General features: G+C 54.2%; 18 protein-coding genes. 6 read left to right on the forward strand and 12 right to left on the reverse strand.

The window, feature by feature from the left end; genetic code table 11:
* Positions 1-24: 24 nt before the first annotated feature.
* The 6 genes from ACWAU4_RS00260 to ACWAU4_RS00285 all read right to left on the reverse strand — a co-directional run bounded on the left by ACWAU4_RS00260 (position 25) and on the right by ACWAU4_RS00285 (position 6,759).
* On the reverse strand, positions 25-3,168 hold the full coding sequence (locus ACWAU4_RS00260; protein WP_208193832.1) for an efflux RND transporter permease subunit: 3,144 nt from the start codon (positions 3,166-3,168) through the stop codon (positions 25-27).
* A gap of 8 nt (positions 3,169-3,176) precedes the next feature.
* Positions 3,177-4,814, reverse strand: coding sequence for an efflux RND transporter periplasmic adaptor subunit (locus ACWAU4_RS00265; protein ID WP_208125340.1), 1,638 nt, complete (start codon positions 4,812-4,814; stop codon positions 3,177-3,179).
* Between the two features lie 26 nt (positions 4,815-4,840).
* Complete coding sequence (locus ACWAU4_RS00270; protein WP_208125341.1) at positions 4,841-5,164, reverse strand: heavy metal-binding domain-containing protein; 324 nt, start codon at positions 5,162-5,164, stop codon at positions 4,841-4,843.
* 115 nt (positions 5,165-5,279) lie between these two features.
* Positions 5,280-5,618: a hypothetical protein gene (locus ACWAU4_RS00275; RefSeq protein WP_243756811.1), complete on the reverse strand. Its 339-nt coding sequence runs from the start codon at positions 5,616-5,618 to the stop codon at positions 5,280-5,282.
* Positions 5,619-5,866: 248 nt separating this feature from the next.
* Positions 5,867-6,322 carry a DUF2057 family protein gene (locus tag ACWAU4_RS00280; protein WP_208125342.1) on the reverse strand — a complete coding sequence of 152 codons (456 nt, stop codon included), beginning with the start codon at positions 6,320-6,322 and terminating at the stop codon, positions 5,867-5,869.
* Positions 6,323-6,390: 68 nt separating this feature from the next.
* The gene (locus ACWAU4_RS00285; protein WP_146144481.1) at positions 6,391-6,759 is read right to left on the reverse strand and encodes a hypothetical protein; all 369 of its coding nucleotides are present in this window, start codon (positions 6,757-6,759) and stop codon (positions 6,391-6,393) included.
* Between the two features lie 384 nt (positions 6,760-7,143).
* Here ACWAU4_RS00285 and ACWAU4_RS00290 point away from each other — a divergent pair, with 384 nt between their 5' ends.
* Complete coding sequence (locus tag ACWAU4_RS00290) at positions 7,144-7,707, forward strand: NapC/NirT family cytochrome c (protein WP_025010834.1); 564 nt, start codon at positions 7,144-7,146, stop codon at positions 7,705-7,707.
* Between the two features lie 283 nt (positions 7,708-7,990).
* Here ACWAU4_RS00290 and ACWAU4_RS00295 read toward each other — a convergent pair whose 3' ends face one another.
* Positions 7,991-10,141: a TonB-dependent receptor gene (locus ACWAU4_RS00295; RefSeq protein WP_208126062.1), complete on the reverse strand. Its 2,151-nt coding sequence runs from the start codon at positions 10,139-10,141 to the stop codon at positions 7,991-7,993.
* Positions 10,142-10,460: 319 nt separating this feature from the next.
* On the opposite strand from ACWAU4_RS00295, the gene ACWAU4_RS00300 reads away from it, so the two are divergent.
* Together ACWAU4_RS00300 and ACWAU4_RS00305 are read left to right on the forward strand one after the other, a co-directional pair.
* Positions 10,461-12,803, forward strand: coding sequence for a Tex family protein (locus ACWAU4_RS00300; RefSeq protein WP_208125343.1), 2,343 nt, complete (start codon positions 10,461-10,463; stop codon positions 12,801-12,803).
* Between the two features lie 336 nt (positions 12,804-13,139).
* On the forward strand, positions 13,140-15,140 hold the full coding sequence (locus tag ACWAU4_RS00305) for an LTA synthase family protein (RefSeq protein ID WP_062793569.1): 2,001 nt from the start codon (positions 13,140-13,142) through the stop codon (positions 15,138-15,140).
* Here the strand turns inward: ACWAU4_RS00305 and ACWAU4_RS00310 are convergent.
* Complete coding sequence (locus tag ACWAU4_RS00310; protein WP_044733444.1) at positions 15,092-15,595, reverse strand: hypothetical protein; 504 nt, start codon at positions 15,593-15,595, stop codon at positions 15,092-15,094. The genes ACWAU4_RS00305 and ACWAU4_RS00310 overlap by 49 nt on opposite strands.
* A gap of 38 nt (positions 15,596-15,633) precedes the next feature.
* Positions 15,634-16,413, reverse strand: coding sequence for a pimeloyl-ACP methyl ester esterase BioH (gene bioH, locus ACWAU4_RS00315; protein WP_208125344.1), 780 nt, complete (start codon positions 16,411-16,413; stop codon positions 15,634-15,636).
* A gap of 226 nt (positions 16,414-16,639) precedes the next feature.
* Between bioH and ACWAU4_RS00320 the strand changes: the two genes are divergently transcribed.
* Together ACWAU4_RS00320 and nfuA are read left to right on the forward strand one after the other, a co-directional pair.
* Positions 16,640-17,176 (forward strand): ComF family protein, encoded by a 537-nt coding sequence (locus ACWAU4_RS00320; RefSeq protein ID WP_243756812.1) that lies wholly within the window; start codon positions 16,640-16,642, stop codon positions 17,174-17,176.
* 195 nt (positions 17,177-17,371) lie between these two features.
* Positions 17,372-17,950 carry a Fe-S biogenesis protein NfuA gene (gene nfuA / locus ACWAU4_RS00325; RefSeq protein ID WP_028780834.1) on the forward strand — a complete coding sequence of 193 codons (579 nt, stop codon included), beginning with the start codon at positions 17,372-17,374 and terminating at the stop codon, positions 17,948-17,950.
* 56 nt (positions 17,951-18,006) lie between these two features.
* Here nfuA and ACWAU4_RS00330 read toward each other — a convergent pair whose 3' ends face one another.
* Entirely contained in the window at positions 18,007-19,347 is a 1,341-nt protein-coding gene (locus tag ACWAU4_RS00330) for an MATE family efflux transporter (RefSeq protein ID WP_144224322.1), read from the reverse strand.
* Between the two features lie 19 nt (positions 19,348-19,366).
* Here ACWAU4_RS00330 and ACWAU4_RS00335 point away from each other — a divergent pair, with 19 nt between their 5' ends.
* Positions 19,367-20,422, forward strand: coding sequence for a polysaccharide deacetylase family protein (locus ACWAU4_RS00335; RefSeq protein WP_025010830.1), 1,056 nt, complete (start codon positions 19,367-19,369; stop codon positions 20,420-20,422).
* Here ACWAU4_RS00335 and ACWAU4_RS00340 read toward each other — a convergent pair.
* Positions 20,412-21,431: a protein-glutamate methylesterase/protein-glutamine glutaminase gene (locus ACWAU4_RS00340; protein WP_243890766.1), complete on the reverse strand. Its 1,020-nt coding sequence runs from the start codon at positions 21,429-21,431 to the stop codon at positions 20,412-20,414. The genes ACWAU4_RS00335 and ACWAU4_RS00340 overlap by 11 nt on opposite strands.
* A 2-nt stretch (positions 21,432-21,433) precedes the next feature.
* Positions 21,434-22,306 (reverse strand): CheR family methyltransferase, encoded by an 873-nt coding sequence (locus ACWAU4_RS00345; RefSeq protein WP_335901561.1) that lies wholly within the window; start codon positions 22,304-22,306, stop codon positions 21,434-21,436.
* Positions 22,307-22,314: the final 8 nt, after the last annotated feature.

Below are 22,314 nucleotides of genomic sequence, written 5' to 3' on the forward strand. Positions count from 1 at the left end.
GCCGTTTTGCGAGCATCTGTTTGCTTATTCAGCCTTAGTCTTGCTCAAGTGACGACGGTAGATAAGCAGATAGAGCGCCGGCAGCACAAAGAGCGACAGCACGGGGGCGGTAACCATGCCACCGACCATGGGCGCGGCAATCTTCTGCATCACGTCGTTGCCCGAACCTGCGCCCCACATAATAGGGAGCAGACCGAAGAAGATGGTCGCCACTGTCATCGCCTTGGGGCGGATCCGCATTACTGCACCTTCAATCAGGGCGTCCTTGAGGTCTTCCACTCTGTGGTATTCACCTCTGTCCTGCTTATGCTTGATGGCATTGTTGAGATACACCAGCATGACCACACCAAACTCGGCGGCGACCCCGGCGAGGGCTATCATGCCCACCGCGACAGCGACCGACATGTTGTAGTCCAGCAGATACAACAACCAGGTACTGCCCACCAAGGCGAACGGCAGCGACAGCATTATGATGCTGGCCTGCATGGATGAGCCAAAGGTCATCATCAGCAGAATGAAGATCACCGCCAGTGCCATGGGGATCACTTGCTGCAGTTTGGCATCGACCCGCTGCATATATTCATATTGACCGGCAAAGCTGTAGCTGTACCTGGCCGGCAGATCCAGTTCCTGCTCCAATACCGGCTTGACCGCTTCGATATACTCACCGATGGACGTGCCGCCGATATCGACAAATACCCAGGAGATCAAACGACCATTCTCGCTCTTGAGCATAGGCGCGCCATCAGTGATTTCGATGTCGGCCAGATTGCGCAGCGGCAGATAGTGGCCACTCTTGGTGATCACCGGCAGCTCTCTGAGCTTTTCGATATTGTCACGCAACTCTCTTGGATAGCGCAGGTTGATGGGATAGCGCTCGGCACCTTGAACCGACTCACCGATATTCATGCCGCCTATGGCGTAACGTACTACGTCCTGAATATCGCTCAGGGTCATGCCATATCTGGAGGTCACCTCGAGTTTCGGCGTGATGTCTATGTAGCGGCCGCCACCCACCCGCTCGGCATAGGCCGACTTGGTATGAGGCTGAGCCGATAGAATCGCTTCTATCTGGGCCCCTATCTCCTGCAGTTGATTGACATCGGCGCCGGTGATCTTAATCCCCACAGGCGTCTTGATACCGGTAGACAGCATGTCGATTCGGGTCTTGATCGGCTGTACCCATGCGTTGGTGAGACCGGGCACTTTTACCGTACTTTGCAGCTGGGCAATAATGCCGTCGAGATCCATGCCTTCGCGCCACTGCTCTTTGGGTTTGAGCATTATGGTGGTTTCCAGCATGGTCAATGGCGCAGGATCCGTGGCGGTTTCGGCGCGGCCAACCTTGCCAAACACCCGCGCCACTTCCGGAACGGTTTTGATCAGCCGGTCGGTTTGCTGCAGCACTTCGGCGGCCTTGCTGGCACTGATGCCAGGCAAGGCTGTTGGCATGTACAGGAGATCCCCTTCCTCAAGCTCGGGCATAAACTCGCTGCCCATATGACTCACCGGATACCAGGCACTGGCCAGCGCCACCAGAGCCGCCAGCAGGGTCAGCTTGGGGAAGCGCAGCACGGCATTGAGCATAGGCTTGTAGATGGCTATCAACACCCGGCTCAGTGGGTTGCTGCTTTCCGAGGGTATCTTGCCGCGGATAAAGAAGCCCATCAGGATAGGCACCAAGGTGATCGACAACACAGCCGCGGCGGCCATGGCAAAGGTTTTGGTATAGGCCAGAGGGCTGAACAGCCTGCCTTCCTGGGCTTCGAGGGCAAATACAGGCACAAAGCTCAGGGTAATGATCAGCAAGGAGAAGAAGAGTGCCGGGCCCACCTCAATGGAGGCTTCGGCGACAATTTTCCAATGCTCTTTGGCGTCGGGTTGGCGCTGGTGGTCCTGTTTGAAATGCTCGAGGTGCTTGTGCATATTCTCGATCATCACAATGGCGCCATCCACCACGGCCCCGATGGCGATGGCGATACCGCCAAGACTCATGATATTGGCGTTAACCCCCATCTTGTTCATCACAATAAAGGCGATCAGTATCGACAGTGGCAGGGTGATGACGGCCACCAGGGTCGAGCGGGCGTGCAGCAGAAACAGCAAGCAAACAATGCTCACAACCACCATCTCTTCCAGCACCTTGTGCAGCAAGTTGTCGACCGAATTTTCAATCAGTTGCGATCTGTCGTAGGTGGGAACTATCTCCACGCCTTCGGGAAGACCCGCCTTGAGTTCTTCCAGCTTGGTTTTCACCGCCTCGATAGTCGCCAGGGCGTTTTCCCCATAGCGCATGACTATGATGCCACCGACGACTTCGCCCTCACCATCGAGCTCGGCTATGCCGCGGCGGGATGCCGGGCCCTTGCGTACGGTGGCAACGTCTTTCAGCAGCAGTGGTGTGCCTGAGGGGCTGGTGATCCCCAGCGGGATTTCACGAAAGTCCGCCAGTGTTTGACGATAGCCCTTGGCGCGTACCATATACTCGGCTTCGGCCATCTCCACCACAGAGCCGCCGGCCTCGTTGTTGGCCTTGGTAATAGCCTGCTTGACTGAGGCGATGTCCAGCTTGTAAATCGCCAGCTTGTCCGGCTCCAGCACTATCTGATAGGTCTGTTCCATGCCTCCGACTGTGGCGACTTCCGATACCCCGGCAACACTCTGCAATTCCAGCTTCAAATACCAGTCCTGCAAACTCTTGAGTTGCGAAAGGTCCAGATTACCGCTGCGGTCTACCAGGGCATATTCATAGATCCAACCGACCCCGGAGGCATCGGGCCCCAGTGAGGGTTGCACCCCTTCGGGTAAACGACTGCTTATCTGGCTCAGGTATTCCAATACCCGGGAGCGGGCCCAATAGATGTCGGTGCCATCTTCAAAGATCACATAGACATAGGAGTCACCGAACATGGAATAGCCGCGCACCGTCTTGGCCCCGGGCACGGCCAGCATGGCGGTGGACAGGGGATAGGTCACCTGTTCCTCTACCAGCTTGGGCGCCTGTCCCGGATAGGCGGTTTTGATGATGACCTGCACATCGGACAGATCCGGCAGGGCGTCGAGCGGCGTGGTACGCAGCGCCTGAATCCCCCAAACCGTCACCATCAGGGTGACAATCAGCACCATCACCCTTTGTTTGATGGAGGCTTCAATGATTTTTTTCAGCATGTTGCCTCCTAGTGCTGGTGGCCTGAGCTCAGGCGCATCAGGCTGCCCTTGAGACTGGCCTCTGAATCCAGCAGGAATTGTCCGGAAATCACCACGTTTTCGCCTTCATGCAGGCCTTCGAGGATCTCTGCCTTACCCTGACTCAGCATGCCGACAGTGACCTTTCTGGCGCTGAAACTGGCATCATCCTGTTTGACTATGACCCGGTTCTCCTTGCCTGTTTGGATCAAAGCTTCCTGGGGGATCACCAAAGTATCGCGTTTGGGGCCACCATAGAGGGAAACCTTGGCCAAGGTCTTGGGCCTTAGCTCCATCGCTTGATCATTGTTGAGTACCACTCTGACCCTCAGGCTACGGGTGATGGGATCCAGCTCGGGATAGATATAGTCAATCTTGCCTTCTATGCCCTTGAGTCCCATGGCGGGGATATTGACCTCGGCGGCCTGACCCACTTCCAGCCAGCTTTGCTCGTTTTCAAACACGTCGGCGATGACCCAGACCTTGGAGAGGTCGACCAGTGACATGACCTCGGTCTGAGGTTGTATATACATGCCGTCACGCACCGCGAGCTGTTTGACTATGCCGCTTTCGCGGGCGTAGAAAGGAACCCGGTATTGGGTCTTGCCAGTCTTGGCCAGCTGTTTGATCTGCTCTTGGTTCATGCCCAGCAGTTCAAGACGTAGCCCGGCCTTACGCAATAGCTCTTGGTAGTTGGCACTGTTGCCTGAGCGTTTCAGGGTATCTTGGGCCAACAGATAGTCGTCCTGGGCATTGACCAGATCCGGTGAATAGATCTCGTACAGCAGCTGGCCTTTCTCGACCCTGTCACCGACAGACTCTACTTTAAGCTTTTCAATCCAGCCATTGACCCTGGCATGGATATGACTGATCTGGCTCTCGTCATAGTCTATCTGGCCGACTGTTTTGACGAACTTCCACAACGTGTCCCTTTCTACCTTGGCCACCTTGAGGGCCAAGGCTTGTTGCATCTGGCCTGAGACATCTATTTCAACGGTTTTCGAGTGACTGCCCATCTCGACTTTTTCCAGATTCATGCCGCAGATGGGGCAGGTGCCTGGCACATCGCTGATGATATGAGAATGCATGGGGCAGACATATTTGATGTTCTTGCCCTGATCCAGAGGTGCAGGTTTAATCTCCAACGCGGGCTTTGTCTGCTGCATGGCGTGCTGGCTATGGTCATCAGCTTTGGTTTTTGTAGCCTGGGCTTCTGTAGCTTCGGCGTGACCGGCATGGGAACCGGGCTCCTCTTCTTCCTCTTCGACCAGGAACATGTTGCATTTGGGGCAGCGTCCCGGTTCGTGACTGGTCACTTCCGGATGCATGGGGCAAACATAGGTTTTTTGCAGGGCCTGTGTTGGTTCTACCAAGGCTTCAGTAGCCTCATCTTTGACCAAAAACATGTTGCACTTGGGGCAACGTCCCGGCTCATGGCTGGTGACTTCCGGATGCATGGGGCAGTAATACTCCTGAGTTGCCGTCCCATGTTGATGATCTTTGTGTTGTTCCTGCCCTTGGGGCTGATTGCCCTGGGCCATTGCCTGCATACTCCATTGCGGGCCGACAGCCAACACCAGACTAAGCGCGCAGGCCAGTCGTTGGCGTTTACGGTTTGAATCGCTCATATGCCTCATCTCCAGCTACAGCTTGATTAGTGGTGGTGGTGGTGTTTCTGGCCTGCTACAGGCTCAAGATTCATACCACATTTGGGGCAGGAGTCACCTTTCTTGCCTGTCACTTCAGGATGCATGGGACAGTGGTAGCCGGCTTGTTGCTGTTTTTCCAGGAACATACCGCACTTGGGGCAGGAATCCCCTTTGTTACCCGTCACTTCAGGGTGCATGGGGCAAGCATATTCGGCCGTTACGGCGGCTTGTTGCTGGCCGTGATGATGTTCACGTTCGTTTGCGAAGCTGGCACGGGCCAGGGTGACAGACAGTAACGCAATAATCAGGACACTGATAAAGGTTTTCATTGATTCACTCCGTTTGGGATACGGCTTTGACCAGGCGCCGGCTGGCATTCCTAGGGCTTATCCCATAAAAAATTGTATTTATTGGCAGATTTTGGGCACAAGTGTGCCGTGGGCATCAAACTATGGGTGGTTTGATAGTCTGGCCGACAGAAACAGAGTGGAAATGAGGCATAGGCGTGGCCACGGCGGCTTCGGGCAGAGACATCACCGGCCAGGAACCGACGGCGATGAGGGTACCCGCTACGGATATCACCAGACAATGGTTACAGTCACTCTTGCAGAATCCTTTGCTTTCACAGCAATGACTCACAGTGTCGGGAAGCACTGTATCAACTTGCGGGTCATCGCAGCAGTGACTGCTCTGTGTCTGTTGAGGGTGACAATCCATGGTGGCAGCCATTGGGTGCGCCGTGGAGTGCATTTCCCCGGAATGCGCTTCAGCTGTGGGTACCATCCAGTGTCCATTGGTTAGCATACCCTGCCCGAGCAATGCGAGCATGGTAAACAGAACCAGGATGTGGCGGCGAACCGATAGCATCTTGAGCTTGAACTCCAGAGAGAATGAACCCCATTAGTCTACCATGCTTTAAAATGCTTGCCTTGATGTGATTCACATCTGAAGAAGTGCGAAAATATCTTCAGCTATTCTCGGGCAATCATTGGTTTGCAGGCTGACCTTCTGCCTCACTCCACTCTGAAAACTCAGCGGCGCAGCTGTGCCAACCAGTCGGCCATCAGGCCCCCATGGGTCATTACCTCGGCAGGAACAGCCTGGCCGGCTTCATCCACTACTTGCAACTGTGGGCTGCGAATAAAGGCGTTGGCTTCGGCCTCGGTATCCAGAGTCGGTAACTGCAGTTGTAGGCTTTGTTGTCCAGCCACTGTCAGTGTCAGGTAAAGAGGGCCGGATTTGACCCAAGCGCCCGAGTCATCGGCATTGACGGCAAAAATATCCCGGTACTGGATCTCAACGACATGTTCACCGGCAGCCAGTTTGTGGCTGTCAAAGTTGGATACTGCCTGGCCATCGATAGCCTTGATCGCCAGATTATCCGGCAAGTTTAATTCAGCAGCGAAACTGCCAGGAGCCATAAACAGGCCGCTAAGCACTAACAGGGCGGCGCTAAAACGAGATGCAGAAATTTTGTATGCAGACATAGTGGGAACTCCCAAAAATATTCAGATGTAAAAACATTAATTAAAGCTGTACGGCCTGATGGCCAGAGTTACATCTGTACTGAGTTGGGAGGGGGTGTTTGCTGTGAGAGTATGGCGGTTTGCAGGCTCCAGCTTGGCAGGGTAATCTGCTGGCTTCCAGTCATCACCAAAGGGTGGCTGGTAGTAAGCAGGCTTACACCTGGTGTGCAGTGGCTGGCACAGTTGCCCATGGTGCCGCAATCCATACCCAGATCGCAGTCGGGGCAATGTTGCTGGCCTTGGCAGCAATCCATATCCATGGTCATGGTATCGGATGCAGATGGGCTCATGGTCGCCATCGGCTGATGCTCAGACACGGCTATAGACGCAGCAGCAGGCATCATGGCCTGTCCCAGCGTCATTATCAGTGTCAGTATCAGCAGCAAGCTTCTCATCATTATCCTTTTGGTCTGGCAAAGCACGCGATAGGTGCTTGCCTCAATAGACAGACATATTGGTTAAATAGTTTCCTCTTGTCCAAAATAAATTGTGCATTACCTCCTAGGTGTCGCTTGGATCACATTTATTGTTTCGAGAATTGGCTGTATGTTAATTATTCGATTGACTATGCTTGATTAAGCCTGTGCCATGCATTAGGTTTAGGAAAAGTGCATATATGGCGCCGACTTAAAATCCAGTCGTCAATAGGCCTTGAGAGTTAGAGCTAAGTCTCATTTTGCACTTTTCAGGTCAGATTAATGAAAGAAAACTGGTTTATAATCAAATTTCAGAACAACGAATAGCTCAATATAGATATAAGAATTTTATTTTGGAGAAGAGTGATGAACTGGCGTGCAATCTTTAAACCCAGCGCAAAGTATTCCATCCTGTCGCTGCTGGTTGTCGGCATAGTGATAGGTGTTGTGGGTTACTTCGCGACCCAGCAGACGCTGCATGCAACCAGTACAGATGCGTTCTGTATGACCTGCCACAGCAACCACTCACTGAAAGATGAAGTGCTGGCTTCTGCCCACGGCGGCGGCCGTGCCGGTGTAACTGTTCAGTGTCAAGACTGTCACCTGCCTCACGGCCCGGTTGACTATCTGGTGAAAAAGATCATCGTTTCCAAGGATCTTTACGGTTTCCTGACTATCGATGGCTTCAATACTCAGGAATGGTTGGATGCCAACCGTAAAGAGCAGGCTGACAAAGCACTGCACTACTTCCGTGACAATGACTCAGCCAACTGTCAGCATTGTCATACTCGCATCTATGAAAACCAGCCTGAAACCATGAAGAAAATGGCTGTTAGAATGCACAGCATGAACTTCAAGAAAGATCCTGAAAGCAGAAAGACCTGTGTGGATTGCCACAAGGGTGTAGCGCATCCTTATCCCAAGGGCTAATCTTCTTTGAGCTGGAAAAACCGCTGCTTGCAGCGGTTTTTTTATGCCCTGATTTCAAAAAACATTGCAGCTTGTAAAAGTGCCAGCTGCCAATTACTGTGTCAGCCACTCTCTACACAAGAGAATGCCACGAGGACTGATAGCACCTTCCTTAGGCTCTGTTGCCCTATCGAGCTGATGCCGCCGCTGACAGGGCTCGCGGATAAAGTCGCTTGAAATTATGCCTCGTGTAATAAAAAGGGCCGCCGATTGGCGACCCTCAATTTGTCATTAACAGGCTGGATTAGAAAGGCAAGCTGAAGCCTATGCTGACAGTACGGCCCATGCCCTTGAAGTAACGATTGTCGTTAGCCATAGTCTGTGAGTAGTAACTGTAGTAGTCCTTATTCAGCAGATTCTGTAGCCCCAATGTCAAAGTGCCTTGGTAAAGCGGCATAGAGAAGGAGGCATCAACTGTGACATAGCCGTCAAACTCGGCGTACTCTTCACCATTGGCCTTCTTGAAGCTACGGTCCATATAGTAGTTGGCCTGAATGCGCCCACTCATATCGGCATTGAACCTGTGTTCCCAGAAAAGGTTGAGACGATTGGGTGCTATGTTGGCGCCGTCGAGATCTGTGTCTGTGCTGCCATCTTTATTGGAGTCATACTCACCTTGCTGCAGCGCCAGGTTCAGCCCCAGATCGTCGTCATTACCCAGGTAAGCCGTGACATTGGCTTCCAGCCCCTGGATCACGCTCTTTTCCCGTTTCACATTGTAGAAGCCGTCTTCATTCAGGGCCAAGCGGGCACCCAGTTTGGCCTCGGAGCGATACAGTGCCAGCTTGGCTGCCAACAACTCGCCTTGATAGTCCAAGCCCAGTTCATAGTTATCTGTGACCACGGGCTCCAGCGTCAAGGAACCTTCCACGCTGGGGTTCTGGTCCGGGAAGCTGTTGCCGTCACGCAGAATTCGCCCTATGTCGGCCATACCAAAACCTTGGCTGTAACTGGTATAGAGGCGCAGCGCTGAGGTGAAGTTATAGCTGGCACCTATATTGAACAGGGTTTCATTGAAATCCGGTTCGCCACCGGCAACCTGTTTGTGGCCAGAGGCCCACAGAGTTTGGAAGTCATCGACCTTGAGTTTGGCATATTCATAACGAACGCCGCCGGAAAGGGTCAGTGCACCCACAGGTGAGAAGCTCAACTGGGCATAGGGGGCGATATTGTCGTAACGGGTCTCGGGTACCCAGGAGCGTCCGGTCTGCACCAGATCCTGCTCTGTGGTATCGCTGAAAAGGTCTACACCATAGGCCAGATCCACGCCGCTGTCGGCCAGATTATTGGCGATCATCGACGCCTTGAGGCCCCACTTGTTGGACTTGTTGCGTGACTGGTCATAGAAGTACTGCTCGCCATTGGCGCCGGTATCACAGGTTGTCAGATTCGCTGCACCTTCGAAGGCCGGATCATAGAAGCTGCCGAAACAGCCACCGCCATAGACACCCTTGAAGTTCTGGTTGAACAGTTGCAGCTCCAACTGCTGCCCGGCGATGTTGCGATGCTTGTAGGTGAGGCTGCTGGTGGTGACCTTGTTGTTGGCTGCCTGCCAGGGTTGTTTCTGTTTCACCGCCGATGTTGGAGTATCTGTGGCGACATTGCCTTTGACCGGCATCCAATCACCATTGTTGTCCATATCGTAGTGGTTGACCATCAGCTCCAGTCGCGACTCGCTGAACTCATAGCCCAACTTGAGGAAGAAGTCCTTGCTCTGGCTGTCCATCGACTCGCCCTGGGTGGTGTCGACACCTATGACATCGTCGTTGGCATCATAGTAAACACCATTGCTGTGGTATCCCACTGAACCCAGCATATCCAGGTTGCCGCTTTGGCCGGAGAAGGCATAGTTGGCACCAAAACTCAGGCTATCGGACTCGAAGCCGGTGGGGGAGGACAGATCAAAACTTACCCGGCTTTCGTTGTCGCCGCTGGGTTTCTTGGTGATGTAGTTGATTATGCCCCCCTGAGCGCCAAGGCCGTGCATGGCATTGGCGCCATGGATGATTTCAATTCGTTCTATCATCATGGGATCTATGGTTTGACCCGAGCGACCACCACTGCGCAGAGGGTTTGACTGAGGCACGCCATCTATCATGATGAGGGGAGCTCGGCCGCGCAGGGTTTCACCGGTATTGGTCATTTTCTGGCGGCTGGGGGAGAAACTGGGGGCCAGGTTTCCCAAAATGGTCGATAAGTCCCGGGTAGTGGCCAACTGTTGTTTGAGCTGTTCCTGGTCTATGACTGTCACTGTGTTGGGGATGGCACTGAGTGGTTTCTCCATCCGACTGGAAGTGATGACCATGGTTTCCATTTGGGGATCTTTGGCGTAGGCCGCCTGGGCTGCCAGTCCGGAAAGTACTGACAGAGCGACGAGGGAGCGAGTGAATTTCATCATTATTCCTATGTTTGCCACCTTGGAAGACGGCTTATTGGTTTGCGGTTTCCGGCGCTCCCTGCCAACTTTGTAAATACAAATAATTGTCATTTATATAACGATTGTGAAGTATAAGTAGGCAGGTTTTCCCTGTCCATAGCTGTGATGAATTTTTGTAAAGAGTGTCAAGGTGCTAAACCTGAGCGAGTCAAACGCTTAATCGGGAATGCGATTAGCCGACTAATGGCTGGAATCTCACTCTCCGGCTATGAAACTTTCAGGCAGCCTGTGGTATGGTTGGCGCAACTGAATTTTGTCAATCCAACAGATCCTTACTATGCATAATATTGCTCAGATTATTGCCCAGGAGCTGAACGTTCGTGAGCAGCAGGTTGCTGCAACTATCAGCTTGCTGGATGAAGGCGCTACAGTGCCTTTTGTGGCCCGTTACCGTAAAGAGGTGACGGGGGGGCTGGATGATACCCAGCTGCGTAACCTGCACACTCGTCTCGGTTATCTGCGGGAGCTCAACGATCGGCGTCAGGTGATCCTCTCCTCGATTGAAGCCCAGGGAAAACTGACAGCCGAGCTGAAGCACGCCATCAACGAAGCCGACAGCAAGACCCGGCTCGAAGATCTGTATCTGCCCTATAAACCCAAGCGCCGTACCAAGGGCCAAATTGCCATTGAAGCCGGTATCGAGCCCTTGGCCGATGCCCTCTATGCTGCTGTCGGCAGCGCCTCCATGGATCCTGAACAGGCTGCCGAGGCCTATCTTAATCCGGAAGCCGGTTTTGCCGACGCCAAGGCGGTGTTGGATGGTGCCCGTTATATCCTGATGGAACGGATCGCCGAAGATGCCGAATTGCTGGCCAAGGTGCGTAGCCATCTGCAACAGTCGGCTGTCATTGAAAGCCGCTTGATTGCAGGAAAGGAGAAGGAAGGCGCCAAGTTCCGCGACTATTTTGAGCACACTGAAAAACTCAGCTCAGTGCCTTCTCACCGGGCGTTGGCTATGCTGCGCGGCCGTAATGAAGGCGTGTTGAGTCTATCTATGAATGCCGACCCTGAGGCAGAAGCCAAAGCCGGTAGCTATTGTGAGGTGCTCATCGCCGAGCACTTGCGTCTCAAGCTGAGTGACAGCGCTTTGGATAACTGGCTGAAGACGGTTATCACAGCCACTTGGCGGATCAAAATCGCCCTGCAGATGGAAACCGAGTTTATCGCCAGAATGCGTGAAGCGGCGGAAACCGAGGCGATTAAAGTTTTTGCCCGTAACCTGGGCGACTTGCTGATGGCACCTCCTGCCGGAGCCAAGGCCACCATGGGACTGGATCCCGGGCTGCGTACCGGGGTTAAGGTGGCTGTGGTCAACGACACAGGCAAGCTGGTGGGCCATACCACTATCTTCCCTCATGCGCCGCAAAACCAGTGGGACAAGTCGATACGCACCCTGGCCAATCTGGTCAATATGCACAAGGTGGAGCTGATCGCCATAGGTAACGGCACGGCTTCCCGTGAAACCGACAAGCTGGCAGCTGAAGTGATTGCCATGGTCAAAGACAGCAATCCCGGTATCACCAAGGTGATGGTCAGTGAAGCCGGAGCCTCTGTTTATTCGGCCTCTGAGCTGGCGGCCAATGAGTTTCCTGATCTCGATGTTTCACTGCGCGGCGCCGTATCCATCGCCAGACGTTTGCAGGATCCGCTGGCGGAACTGGTTAAGGTTGAACCTAAGTCTATCGGTGTGGGCCAATATCAACACGATGTCAGCCAGAGCCAGCTGTCGGCTTCTTTGGAGGCCGTCGTTGAAGACTGTGTAAACGGCGTCGGTGTCGATGTGAATATGGCTTCCATGCCACTGCTGAGTCAGGTGGCCGGTCTTAACCGCACCTTGGCCAAAAATCTGGTGGAATACCGCGATGAGCATGGCCGCTTCAACGACCGTAAAGAGCTGCTCAAAGTACCACGCCTGGGACCCAAGGCCTTCGAACAGGCCGCCGGCTTCCTGCGGATCCGTGAAGGCAGCAACCCACTGGATGCATCAGCCGTTCACCCCGAGGCCTATTCACTGGTGGAAAATATTGCCAAGCTCAAGGGCCAACCGGTTGCCGAGCTGATAGGTAACAGTGAACTGTTGAGCAGTATCAATCCGGCCGAGTTCACCACGGATGAATTCGGCCTGCCGACAGTGACAGATATCCTCAAGGAGTTGGATAAGCCGGGTCGGGATCCAAGGGGTGAGTTCAAGACAGCCAAATTCAAAGATGGAGTTGAGGCGCTCAAGGACCTCAAGCCTGAGATGATCCTCGAAGGTGTGGTGACCAATGTCACCAACTTTGGCGCCTTTGTCGATATCGGCGTGCATCAGGATGGCCTGGTGCATATCTCTTCTCTGACCGACAAGTTTGTCAGCGATCCTCATACCGTGGTCAAGGCCGGTGATGTGGTCAAGGTGAAGGTCATGGAGGTGGATGTTGAGCGTAAGCGTATTGGGTTGTCGATGCGCCTGGACGAAAAGATTGAGCCCGGTAAGCCACAACAAAGAACCGGCAAGCCGCAGACCAAGGGCAATAAGCCTGGTCAGGGCAAACAACGTCCGGCCGCCAAGCCGCAGCCAGTGAATGCTGCCATGGGCAATGCCTTTGCCGATGCCTTTGCCAAGCTGAAGAAAAACTGATCGACAAGTTGTTGAATATCTATTAACGGTCCGACAGTAGATGAATCCCTCGATAATTATCGGGGGATTTTTTTACACTCCATTTTCTGCAACCAACACTCGAGCCAATGCTGCTCTTTTCTACGAATCTTGAGCTCTGCCGCTTTTCCCGGTCTTTTGCGAACTGTTTCACCCTCTGGCGTTATCGGCAATTACAAACAAATGTTAATGAAACTTTATCGTAGCCTTTCTGTCATAATGACGCGGCAAATCGGCTCGGGCAAAGAGTTGGCGTGCGGTTAAACCTCAATTTTTATATCAACCACCGAGATACAAGAGTGGCAAGGATTTTAGGGCATGAAGTTTTCCCATCTTAAGTTTACGGGGCCGTTTCGCGGTGTGCTGACTTTCAGTTTATTGGCTCTGTTATGCCTGATGTTGAGCCGAATTGGGCTGGGGCTTTGGCAATATGAACGGGTAACCGCCGTTGGTGGTTGGAGCCATATGTTGTTGCAGGGGCTGCGGGTCGATGTGGCCATGCTTTGTTGGCTCTGGGGCGTTGTGGCACTGGGTACTGCCTTGTTTGGCGGCGATCATTGGCTTGGGCGTTGCTGGTCTTGGATACAACGTCTATGGCTGACTCTCGGGCTTTGGTATTTGCTGTTTTTGGAGCTGTCCACACCCTCCTTTATTGAAGAGTACGGTGTCAGGCCTAACCGTCTTTACGTCGAATATCTTATCTACCCCAAAGAAGTGCTCTCCATGCTCTGGAGCGGCCGCAAACTGGAGCTGATCCTCTCTGTGGTCTTGTCCGGAGTCATCCTCTGGGGCGGCTGGAAACTCTCAGGTTACCTCGGTCGCAATTGTCGTTTCCCCAAGTGGTATTGGCGCCCGGTACTCGGTGTGCTAATCATTGTCTTGTCACTGGCGGGGGCCAGATCCAGTCTCGGTCACAGGCCGTTGAACCCAGCCATGGTGGCCTTCGCCGATGATCCGCTCGTCAACTCGTTGGTGGTCAATTCCGGTTACTCTCTGGCCTTTGCCATCAGCCAAATGAATAACGAGGCCGACGCATCGCGGATCTATGGCGATATGGACAGAAAGGAGATCTATCAGATAATCCGCCAGGAGAGTGGCCGTGCGCCTGCTGACTTCATATCAGACAAATATCCCAGCCTGAGCCAAAATCAGGCCAGCTATCGCGGTAAACCCAAGAATATAGTCATCATATTGCAGGAGAGCCTGGGAGCTCGTTTCGTTGGCAGCCTGGGAGGCTTACCACTGACACCCAATCTGGATGCCCTGGCCGATGAGGGCTGGTATTTCGAGAGCCTGTATGCCACGGGTACACGTTCGGTCCGCGGTATAGAGGCGGTGACCACAGGCTTTACCCCCACGCCGGCGCGCTCTGTGGTGAAACTCGGCAAGAGCCAGAGCGGCTTCTTCAGCCTGGCGGAATTACTGCAGGCTAAAGGGTATTCCACCTCTTTTATCTACGGTGGTGAAAGCCACTTTGACAATATGCGCAGCTTCTTCCTCGGTAATGGTTTCAGCACTATCGTCGACCAGAAAGATTATCGTAAACCTGCCTTTGTCGGCTCCTGGGGCGCTTCGGATGAAGATTTAATGCGCAAGGCCGATTCAGAGTTCAAGCGGCTCCATGCCGAGGGCAAGCCTTTCTTTAGCCTGGTGTTCAGCTCCAGCAATCATGATCCCTTTGAATTCCCTGATGGCCGTATCGAGCTGTATGAACAACCGAAACAGACCCGCAACAATGCTGCCAAATATGCCGATTACGCCATAGGTGAATTTTTCCGCCTGGCCAAAGAGGCTGACTATTGGCGTGATACCCTGTTCCTGGTGGTGGCCGATCATGACAGCCGGGTTTCCGGGGCCTCCTTGGTGCCTGTGCCCAGATTCAGGATCCCGGGCTTGTTGCTGGGTGATGGAATAACGGCCAAACGGGACTTGCGGGTAGTGAGTCAGATAGATCTGCCGCCAACTCTGTTGTCTTTAGCCGGCATAGATGCCACTTACCCCATGTTGGGGCGGGACCTGTCAAAGGTGCCCGATAGCTGGCCGGGCAGGGCCTTGATGCAGTACGACAAGAACTTTGCCTATATGCAGGGCAATAAGGTCACCATATTACAGCCGGAGAAGGCGCCTGCGACCTTTGATTATGATCCAGTTAAGGAACAACTGCATACAGCACCGCTCGCAGAACCTATGGCTCGCAAGGCTCTTGGGCTAGCGCTTTGGGGTAGCATGGCGTATCAGGAAGGTTTATATAAGTTGCCGCCAAAGACGGATCAAACCAATGCTGAAATGCCGGCATCGGGCAGGGGCTCAGTACGCTGATGGTAGAAGGTGTCGATTCTCTGCCCCAGCTCACGATAAAACTGCGGCGCTTCATTCGGCATGGGATGGCGTTCGGTACTTGATTCGATGGCGGGCTTGGGAAATGCCGCGGCTTCTAGCTGACGGTTACGGATATCGCGGCGATCCAGGGCCGGCTTGCTGACCAGATTCAGCTGCAGTGGCTTACTGCCTTGGCGCTGCTGTTGTTCCTGTTGCTGCTGTTGTTGACCGGATTGCTGTTGGCGCTCCTGGACTCTGTCGGCCAGTCTGGCCTGTTGCTGCGCCGAGTCTGCAGTGCGTTCGTGCTGCGGGTTGAAGGCCCTTTCTTCATGGCCTTTACTGGGTTGCTGCGGCGGAATGACCGGCGGTCTTTGCTGACTCTCTACCCGAGCGGCATCGGTCGCGGGATTACTGGTCGCGATCGGTACCTGTGGATAGTGTGAGACGAGCTGCATAGGGTCATTCCTTACATTGCTGTCCAAATAATAGTCAATCAGGGCAAGGAATTAAAGTCTTTCTCTGTTAGCCAGCTATTTAGCCCCTGAATAAACTCCTGAGGATGGGAAATAAAGGGGGCGTGTGATGCCTTGGCCAGCAGTAAATCTGTGGTTGATGCGTTACCCGGCAATAGGTTAGCGACTCTTCTGGGCACCAGCCCATCCAGCCTGCCCCAAACCCTGAGCCAGGGAAGGGAGAGCCGTTCCAGTCCGGGGCGCAGATCCACTTTGGCCAACATCTCCAAACCCTGCGCAAGAGCCTGTTCATTGGGTAGCGGCCGCGCCAGAACCAGCTCGCGAATGGTGCGAATATCGTCGCGGGCGCTATCACTGCCCATGGCTTGGATTGCCAGAAACCTTTCTATGGTTCGCTGCAGATCCTGTTGCAGTTGCTCGGCAAACTGAGTCAGCACATTAGGTGCTATTCCAGGCCATTGGTTATCGCTCCTGGCCATAAAGCAAGGAGAGGAGGCGACAGTGATAAGCCCAGCAACTCGTTCTGGAAAGCGCTGAGCTACTCGGGTGGCAACCAGGCCACCAAGCGACCAACCCAACCATACTGCCTGCTCTGGCAGAGCTGCCACCAGAGCCTCCACCCAGTCGTCAAGTTCCCCGTCAATGGCCTGGCTAAAACCAAATCCCGGCAGGTCGACACTGTGGACTCTATACTGAGACAAGCCAGGCAGCAGGGGATGAAAAACGGCACTGTTGACGCCCCAACCGTGGAGCAAGATCAGATCTCGTCCCTGTCCCTGGCTTTCGATATGCAGACTCACTGAAACACCTCATGGAAGACTTGTTATGTGGAGCCCTCTATCGGCAGGATGCCGGGCCCTATTGGCCGCCAGTTTACCCAACCGTTGCCTACTGTGTCACCAGCAGATCCCGTCAGCCAGTCAGGGTTTGTGTGCCTGCTGTCTTGCGGCCACCTGCTACCGACAACCTATTTGCCTCGGCTGTGGCCGGGAGTTGACCGTCATTGCACGCTTTTGTGGTTCCTGTATGAAACACAGTCCTATCCCTGTGGTGGCCCCGGCCAGCTATCACTCGGCATTGGGGCCGCTTGTCGGCCGAGTCAAATACCAGCAGGATTTCGCCCCTCTACCCGCACTGGTTAAGGCCTTGTCTTGCAGGGTAAAGGCATTGACGGCAGCCGGACTTATCTGTTGGCCACAGGCCTTGGTGCCTGTTCCTTTGCATCCGGCGAGGCTGCAACAGCGGGGCTTTAATCAGGCCTGGGTGATTGCATCTATGCTGAGCCAAGAGTTGGGGCTGCCGCTGGAGGATTCTTTGTTGTTGCGGATAGCGGATACTGCGCCACAGGCCGGCCTCAGTGGTAAGGCCCGCAGGCGTAATCTGGCCAAGGCGTTTGCCGTGAGCGGGGCACCAAAGTGGCAACGATTGGTGTTGGTGGATGACGTGGTGACGACAGGCACCACTATCCGGGAAGCCGCCAAGGCTTTGGCTCCCTGGTCGCCGGATGTTCAGGTTTGGTGTTTGGCCAGAGCCGAAGCGCCCGGATTGAACCTTAGCTCCTGAGCGGTTAAAGGCGGTAAGTATGGTGCCAACTAAAGATCAAGATCCTGCCTGGAATTGTGGAAGATAAAATCGAGATCCCGACAACAAAAAACTCAGCTCTATCGCTTTCGGGACTACAAAGCGCATGACAGTCGGAGTATGATAGCTCTAATTCTTACTAATTTACTCAGGTTTACCCTGACGGAGCAGGTTGTCATGATTACCATTTCCGAAGCAGCTCAGGCGCACTTTGTTAAACTCCTGGATGGTCAGCCGGAAGGCACTCATATTCGGGTCTTTGTTATCAGCCCTGGGACTCCTCAGGCTGAATGTGGCGTTTCATATTGCCCACCGGATGCGGTTGAAGCCGACGATATCGAGCTGGAATTTAATGGCTTTAAGGCCATGGTCGATGAAAAGAGCGCTCCCTTCCTGGAAGAAGCCAGCATTGATCTGGTGGCCGATCAGTTAGGTTCACAACTGACCCTGAAAGCGCCCAATGCCAAGATGCGTAAAGTGTCTGACGATGCTCCGCTGACCGAACGCTTGGAGTATATGATCCAGGCCGAGATCAACCCCCAGCTGGCTAGCCACGGCGGTCACATCATGCTGGTGGAGATCACAGATGACGGCGTGGCGGTACTGCAGTTCGGCGGTGGTTGTAACGGTTGCTCCATGGTCGATGTGACCCTGAAAGACGGCATCGAGACTCAGTTGCTGGAGCGTTTCCCCGGCGAATTGACCGGTGTTCGTGATGTAACAGATCACCAGCATGGCGACCATTCTTACCAGTAATACTGGTACAGGTTCCAAAGAAAAGGACAGTTCAACACTGTCCTTTTTTATTGCCATCAGGCAGGAATAAATTGCCGCCGACGCCAGAGGAAGTGCAGCCCCAGGCTCAGGCTACGCGCCAGCATAAAGGCGCTCATGGCGGCCCATAGAGCATGGTTACCCAAGGGTTGCAACATGAACCAGACCGGGAAAAATACTGCCAAACTGGCGAAAATCATGCTGTTACGCATCACTTTACCCTTGGTGGCACCAATATAGACACCGTCAAATAGATAGGAAGCAAATGCCAGCAGCGGCAGGGCGATAAGCCATGGCAGGTAGATCAATGCGACCTGACGCACCTCGGGAATATTGGTCAGCATGCCGATGAGCTGCTCACCGAAAATCCAGAAACAGCCGCTGAACCCCAGCGCTATGATGGCCGACCAACTAAAGGCCAGGGAAACCGCCTGTTTGAGCGCATCCAGGTGTTTTTGACCCGTGGTGCGGCCCACTTCGGCCTCGGCATAGTAGGCGATGCCATCCAGGGCGTAGGAGATCAGCAGCAACATATTCAATAACACGGCATTGGCCGCGACAGTTTCATCGCCGAGCCCGGCACCCTTGAAGGTCATAAAGGCGAAGGTGGCCTGCAAACACAAGCTGCGGATAAAGATATCCAGGTTCAGGCTCAAGAGGCGACCAAAGTCGCGGGGATGTAACTGCCCGAGCAGCTCAGCAATAGGCGGCACATTGAACAGTTTTAACTGGCGCAACACCATGGTGCAGGCTACTGCGCAAGCGGTCATATCGGCGATGACGGATGCCAGGGCCGCGCCTTCTACGCCCCAACCCAAACCTATAACAAACAGCAGATCCAGAGCTATATTGGCACAGTTGGCGATGATCAACTGCCACATGGCGGCCTTGGGTTGCTGACGGCCCAGCAACCAGCCAAGTAGAGCCAGGTTCAGCAATGCAAACGGGGCCGACCAGATACGAATGGAAAAGTAGCTCGCGGCGTAGTGACTGACCTGCTCACTGGCATCGGATAAACTGGCAGCCAGGCTGAGTATCGGCCCTTGCAACAACAGAGCCATCAAGCCGAGGAAAAGTGCCAGCGCGCCGGCCTGCATCAACAGCTGCAGTTGCCGAGGCTTGTCATCGGCGCCATAGGCTTGGGCAACCATGCCCGTGGTGGCCATACGCAGAAACCCTAGCAACCAGAACAGCAGTGTTATAATGGTCGAACCAACGGCGACGCCCCCGAGATAATAGGCGTCACTCAAGTGCCCTATGACAGCCGTATCCACCAGACCCAGTAGCGGCACAGTTATGTTGGACAGTATCATTGGAAGCGCCAGAGCAAACAGCTGGCGGTTTTTTTGCCTGTCGAACAGGCCAATGCTGGTGGTCATAATTTCTCAGAGGTTAATGATGTTGAAAAAGCTGTGCTTTTTGCTCTGCAGTTGTCTTGGGCTAATAAGTTCACCCGTCCTGGCGGCAGTCATTCTACAGTATCACCATGTTTCTGACAGCTCGCCGGCCAGTACCAGTGTGACTCCGGCCCAGTTTCGGGAGCAGATGCAGTATCTGGCGGATCATGATTTCAATGTGGTGCCGCTGACCCAAGTAATAGAGGCGATTCGTCAGTCCAAAACGCTGGCACCGAGAACGGTTGCCATCACCTTCGATGACGGTTACCTCAGCATTGCCGAGGCCGCTCACCCAATACTGAAAGAGTTTGGCTTTCCCTACACACTGTTTGTGGCGATAGAGCCGATAGAAAAGGGTTACCGTGAGATGATGAGCTGGGAGCAGCTCAGAACACTGGTGGCAGAAGGCGCCGAGATTGCCAACCACAGTTGGGGGCATGAGCATCTGATCCGCCGCAATGCCACCGAAACCGAGGAGCAGTGGCTGGCGCGAATCGAAGCCAACCTGCTTGAGACCGAGGCCCGAATTGCCAAAGAAACCGGCGACAACCTGAAGATACTCGCCTATCCCTACGGCGAATATAACAGCCAGTTGGAGGCCTTGTTGCAGCGTCTTGGGTTTGTTGGCTTGGGGCAGCAGTCCGGTGCGGCAGGCCCTCACTCTGCTTTGACCTCTTTGCCGCGTTTCCCCGTGGCTGGCGCCTATGCCGATATGAATGCTCTCAAGGTGAAACTGCATAGCCTGAATATGCCGGTGCAGGCCATCTCCCCCAGTAACCCTGAGTTACCTATGGGTCAGTGGCGGCCCGAACTTGAGGTGACTCTGGACATGAGCGATATCAATCAGTCGCAGCTCATGTGTTATGTACAGGGGCAGGGCGCCAAGAAACCTCAATGGTTGTCGGCGAATCGTTTCCGTATTCAGGCTGAACTGGACTTGCCTCCGGGGCGATCCAGATACAACTGTACCGCCCCCAGCAAACGTCACGGCAGCTATTATTGGTTTTCCCAGGCATGGGTTAGGCCAAAGGATGACGGCAGCTGGATCAAGGAGTAGTCAGTAATTTCAACAGCCTGGCCGGGATATTCGCCAGTGGCAACTGCTCGTTGCAGGCATTGAGTGCCACTGCCGAGCCAGGCATACCCCAAACCACAGAACTGGCCTCATCCTGGGCTATGGTGTGGGCTCCCGCCTGATGCATTTTCAGCAGGCCTGCCGCACCGTCTTTACCCATGCCCGTGAGTATCACCCCTATCGCCGACTTAGCGGCAATCTCGGCAATGCTGTTGAACAGCACATCCACCGAGGGCTTATGGCGGTTGACGGTTTCCGTGTCCAGCAGCCTGGTGTAGATATGGGCCCCACGGCGCTCGAGTACCAAGTGGGCATGGCCCGGTGCCAGATAGGCAACGCCCTGACTCAATCTTTCCCCGCCCTGAGCCTCTATCACTTCCATTCTTGCGTGTTGGTTGAGGCGGCGGGCAAATGAAGCGCTGAAGGCCGCGGGAATATGCTGGGCTATGACTATGGGGGGGGTATTGGCCGGCAGCGGTGCGACTACCCGTTGAATGGCCTCAGTACCGCCGGTGGAAGCGCCTATGGCTATGATGCGGTTTTTGAGTTTGGCATCGCCGTTCAGTGGCGCAGTGCTGCTTTGTTGAGGGGTGACATGGCTGGCGGCAGCCAGATGCACCTTATCGATCAGCTCTTGCTGATAGTCCAGTAGCCTGTTGGTCAAGTCCTGTTTAGGCTTGGCGATAAAGTCGACCGCCCCGAGGGACAAGGCCTCCAGGGTTACGTCGGCGCCGCGCTCGGTCAAAGACGATACCATCACTACAGGCATGGGTCTTAGGCGCATCAAGTTGCGCAGAAAGGCCAGGCCATCCATCTTGGGCATTTCCACATCCAGGGTCAGTACATCTGGCTGCAGCGCTTTAATCATCTCTCTGGCTTCGTAGGGGTCCTCGGCGCAGCCGACGACATCTATGTCTTGGGCCTGGCTGAGCATATGACTCAGCAACTGGCGTACCAGTGCCGAGTCGTCAACAATCAGAACTTTTACCATGATCAGTATGGCTCCTTGCTTCCTGAGACATGGGGCAGCCGCGGCAGAGTCGAATCCTGATGCCGCAGGCGATAAGTGGTTTGAGCGACGGTTTCAAACTCACGGGAGATATTGGTCAGGCTTTCTGAGTGACCGATAAACAACACACCATCATCGGCCAGGAGTTTTCTGAAACCGGCCACTATCTTCTGCTTGGTGCTCTGGTCGAAATAGATCAGCACATTACGGCAGAAGATGGCATCGAATGGGCCTTGCATCGGCCAGGGCTCCAGTAAGTTGAGCTGCTTGAAGAAGAGTAACTTTTTGATCTGGTTGCTAATACTGAACTCTTCCGCTGCCCCTTGCAGATAGTGGTGCCACCGTTCAGGGATGGCCTCCATTCCGGCCAGGGAATAAACTCCGGCTTCGGCTCTGGCCAACACATTGGTATCGAGATCGGTTGCCAATATTTTCAGATCCCAACCCGAGGCGGCGGGAAAGTGCTCTGCCAAGGTCATGGCTATGCTGTAGGGCTCTTCACCGCTGGAGCAGGCTGCCGACCAAACTCTCAGCCTGCGTTGCTTGCGCTGCTGCCAATAGGGCACCAGTTCGGTTTCCAGAAAGTTGAAGTGGTGCCGCTCACGGAAAAAGGAGGTCAGATTGGTGGTCAACGCGTTGATAAATGGCGCCAGTTCCAGAGGGTCGCTTTGCAGCTTGAGGCAGTATTCCCCGAAGTTGGCCAGCCGCAACAATCGCAGCCGGCGGCTGAGCCTGGAATACACCATATGGCGCTTGCGCTCGGGTAACACTATCCCTGTGTGTTGGTAGGCCAGCTCGCGGATAATGCCGAAATCCGCGGCTGTCATCGGGAATGCCTTCTCTTCATCGAAGCTCAATCAGTATC

The sequence above is a fragment of the Shewanella sp. FeAMO genome (genome assembly GCF_053653955.1).

Excerpts from the sequence above, each read along its gene's own strand:
- ACWAU4_RS00260 (WP_208193832.1), bottom strand. The coding sequence starts at position 3,168 with ATGCTGAAAAAAATCATTGAAGCCTCCATCAAACAAAGGGTGATGGTG.
- ACWAU4_RS00265 (WP_208125340.1), bottom strand. The coding sequence starts at position 4,814 with ATGAGCGATTCAAACCGTAAACGCCAACGACTGGCCTGCGCGCTTAGT.
- ACWAU4_RS00270 (WP_208125341.1), bottom strand. The coding sequence starts at position 5,164 with ATGAAAACCTTTATCAGTGTCCTGATTATTGCGTTACTGTCTGTCACC.
- ACWAU4_RS00275 (WP_243756811.1), bottom strand. The coding sequence starts at position 5,618 with ATGGTACCCACAGCTGAAGCGCATTCCGGGGAAATGCACTCCACGGCG.
- ACWAU4_RS00280 (WP_208125342.1), bottom strand. The coding sequence starts at position 6,322 with ATGTCTGCATACAAAATTTCTGCATCTCGTTTTAGCGCCGCCCTGTTA.
- ACWAU4_RS00285 (WP_146144481.1), bottom strand. The coding sequence starts at position 6,759 with ATGATGAGAAGCTTGCTGCTGATACTGACACTGATAATGACGCTGGGA.
- ACWAU4_RS00290 (WP_025010834.1), top strand. The coding sequence starts at position 7,144 with ATGAACTGGCGTGCAATCTTTAAACCCAGCGCAAAGTATTCCATCCTG.
- ACWAU4_RS00295 (WP_208126062.1), bottom strand. The coding sequence starts at position 10,141 with ATGAAATTCACTCGCTCCCTCGTCGCTCTGTCAGTACTTTCCGGACTG.
- ACWAU4_RS00300 (WP_208125343.1), top strand. The coding sequence starts at position 10,461 with ATGCATAATATTGCTCAGATTATTGCCCAGGAGCTGAACGTTCGTGAG.
- ACWAU4_RS00305 (WP_062793569.1), top strand. The coding sequence starts at position 13,140 with ATGAAGTTTTCCCATCTTAAGTTTACGGGGCCGTTTCGCGGTGTGCTG.
- ACWAU4_RS00310 (WP_044733444.1), bottom strand. The coding sequence starts at position 15,595 with ATGCAGCTCGTCTCACACTATCCACAGGTACCGATCGCGACCAGTAAT.
- ACWAU4_RS00320 (WP_243756812.1), top strand. The coding sequence starts at position 16,640 with ATGAAACACAGTCCTATCCCTGTGGTGGCCCCGGCCAGCTATCACTCG.
- nfuA (WP_028780834.1), top strand. The coding sequence starts at position 17,372 with ATGATTACCATTTCCGAAGCAGCTCAGGCGCACTTTGTTAAACTCCTG.
- ACWAU4_RS00330 (WP_144224322.1), bottom strand. The coding sequence starts at position 19,347 with ATGACCACCAGCATTGGCCTGTTCGACAGGCAAAAAAACCGCCAGCTG.
- ACWAU4_RS00335 (WP_025010830.1), top strand. The coding sequence starts at position 19,367 with ATGTTGAAAAAGCTGTGCTTTTTGCTCTGCAGTTGTCTTGGGCTAATA.
- ACWAU4_RS00340 (WP_243890766.1), bottom strand. The coding sequence starts at position 21,431 with ATGGTAAAAGTTCTGATTGTTGACGACTCGGCACTGGTACGCCAGTTG.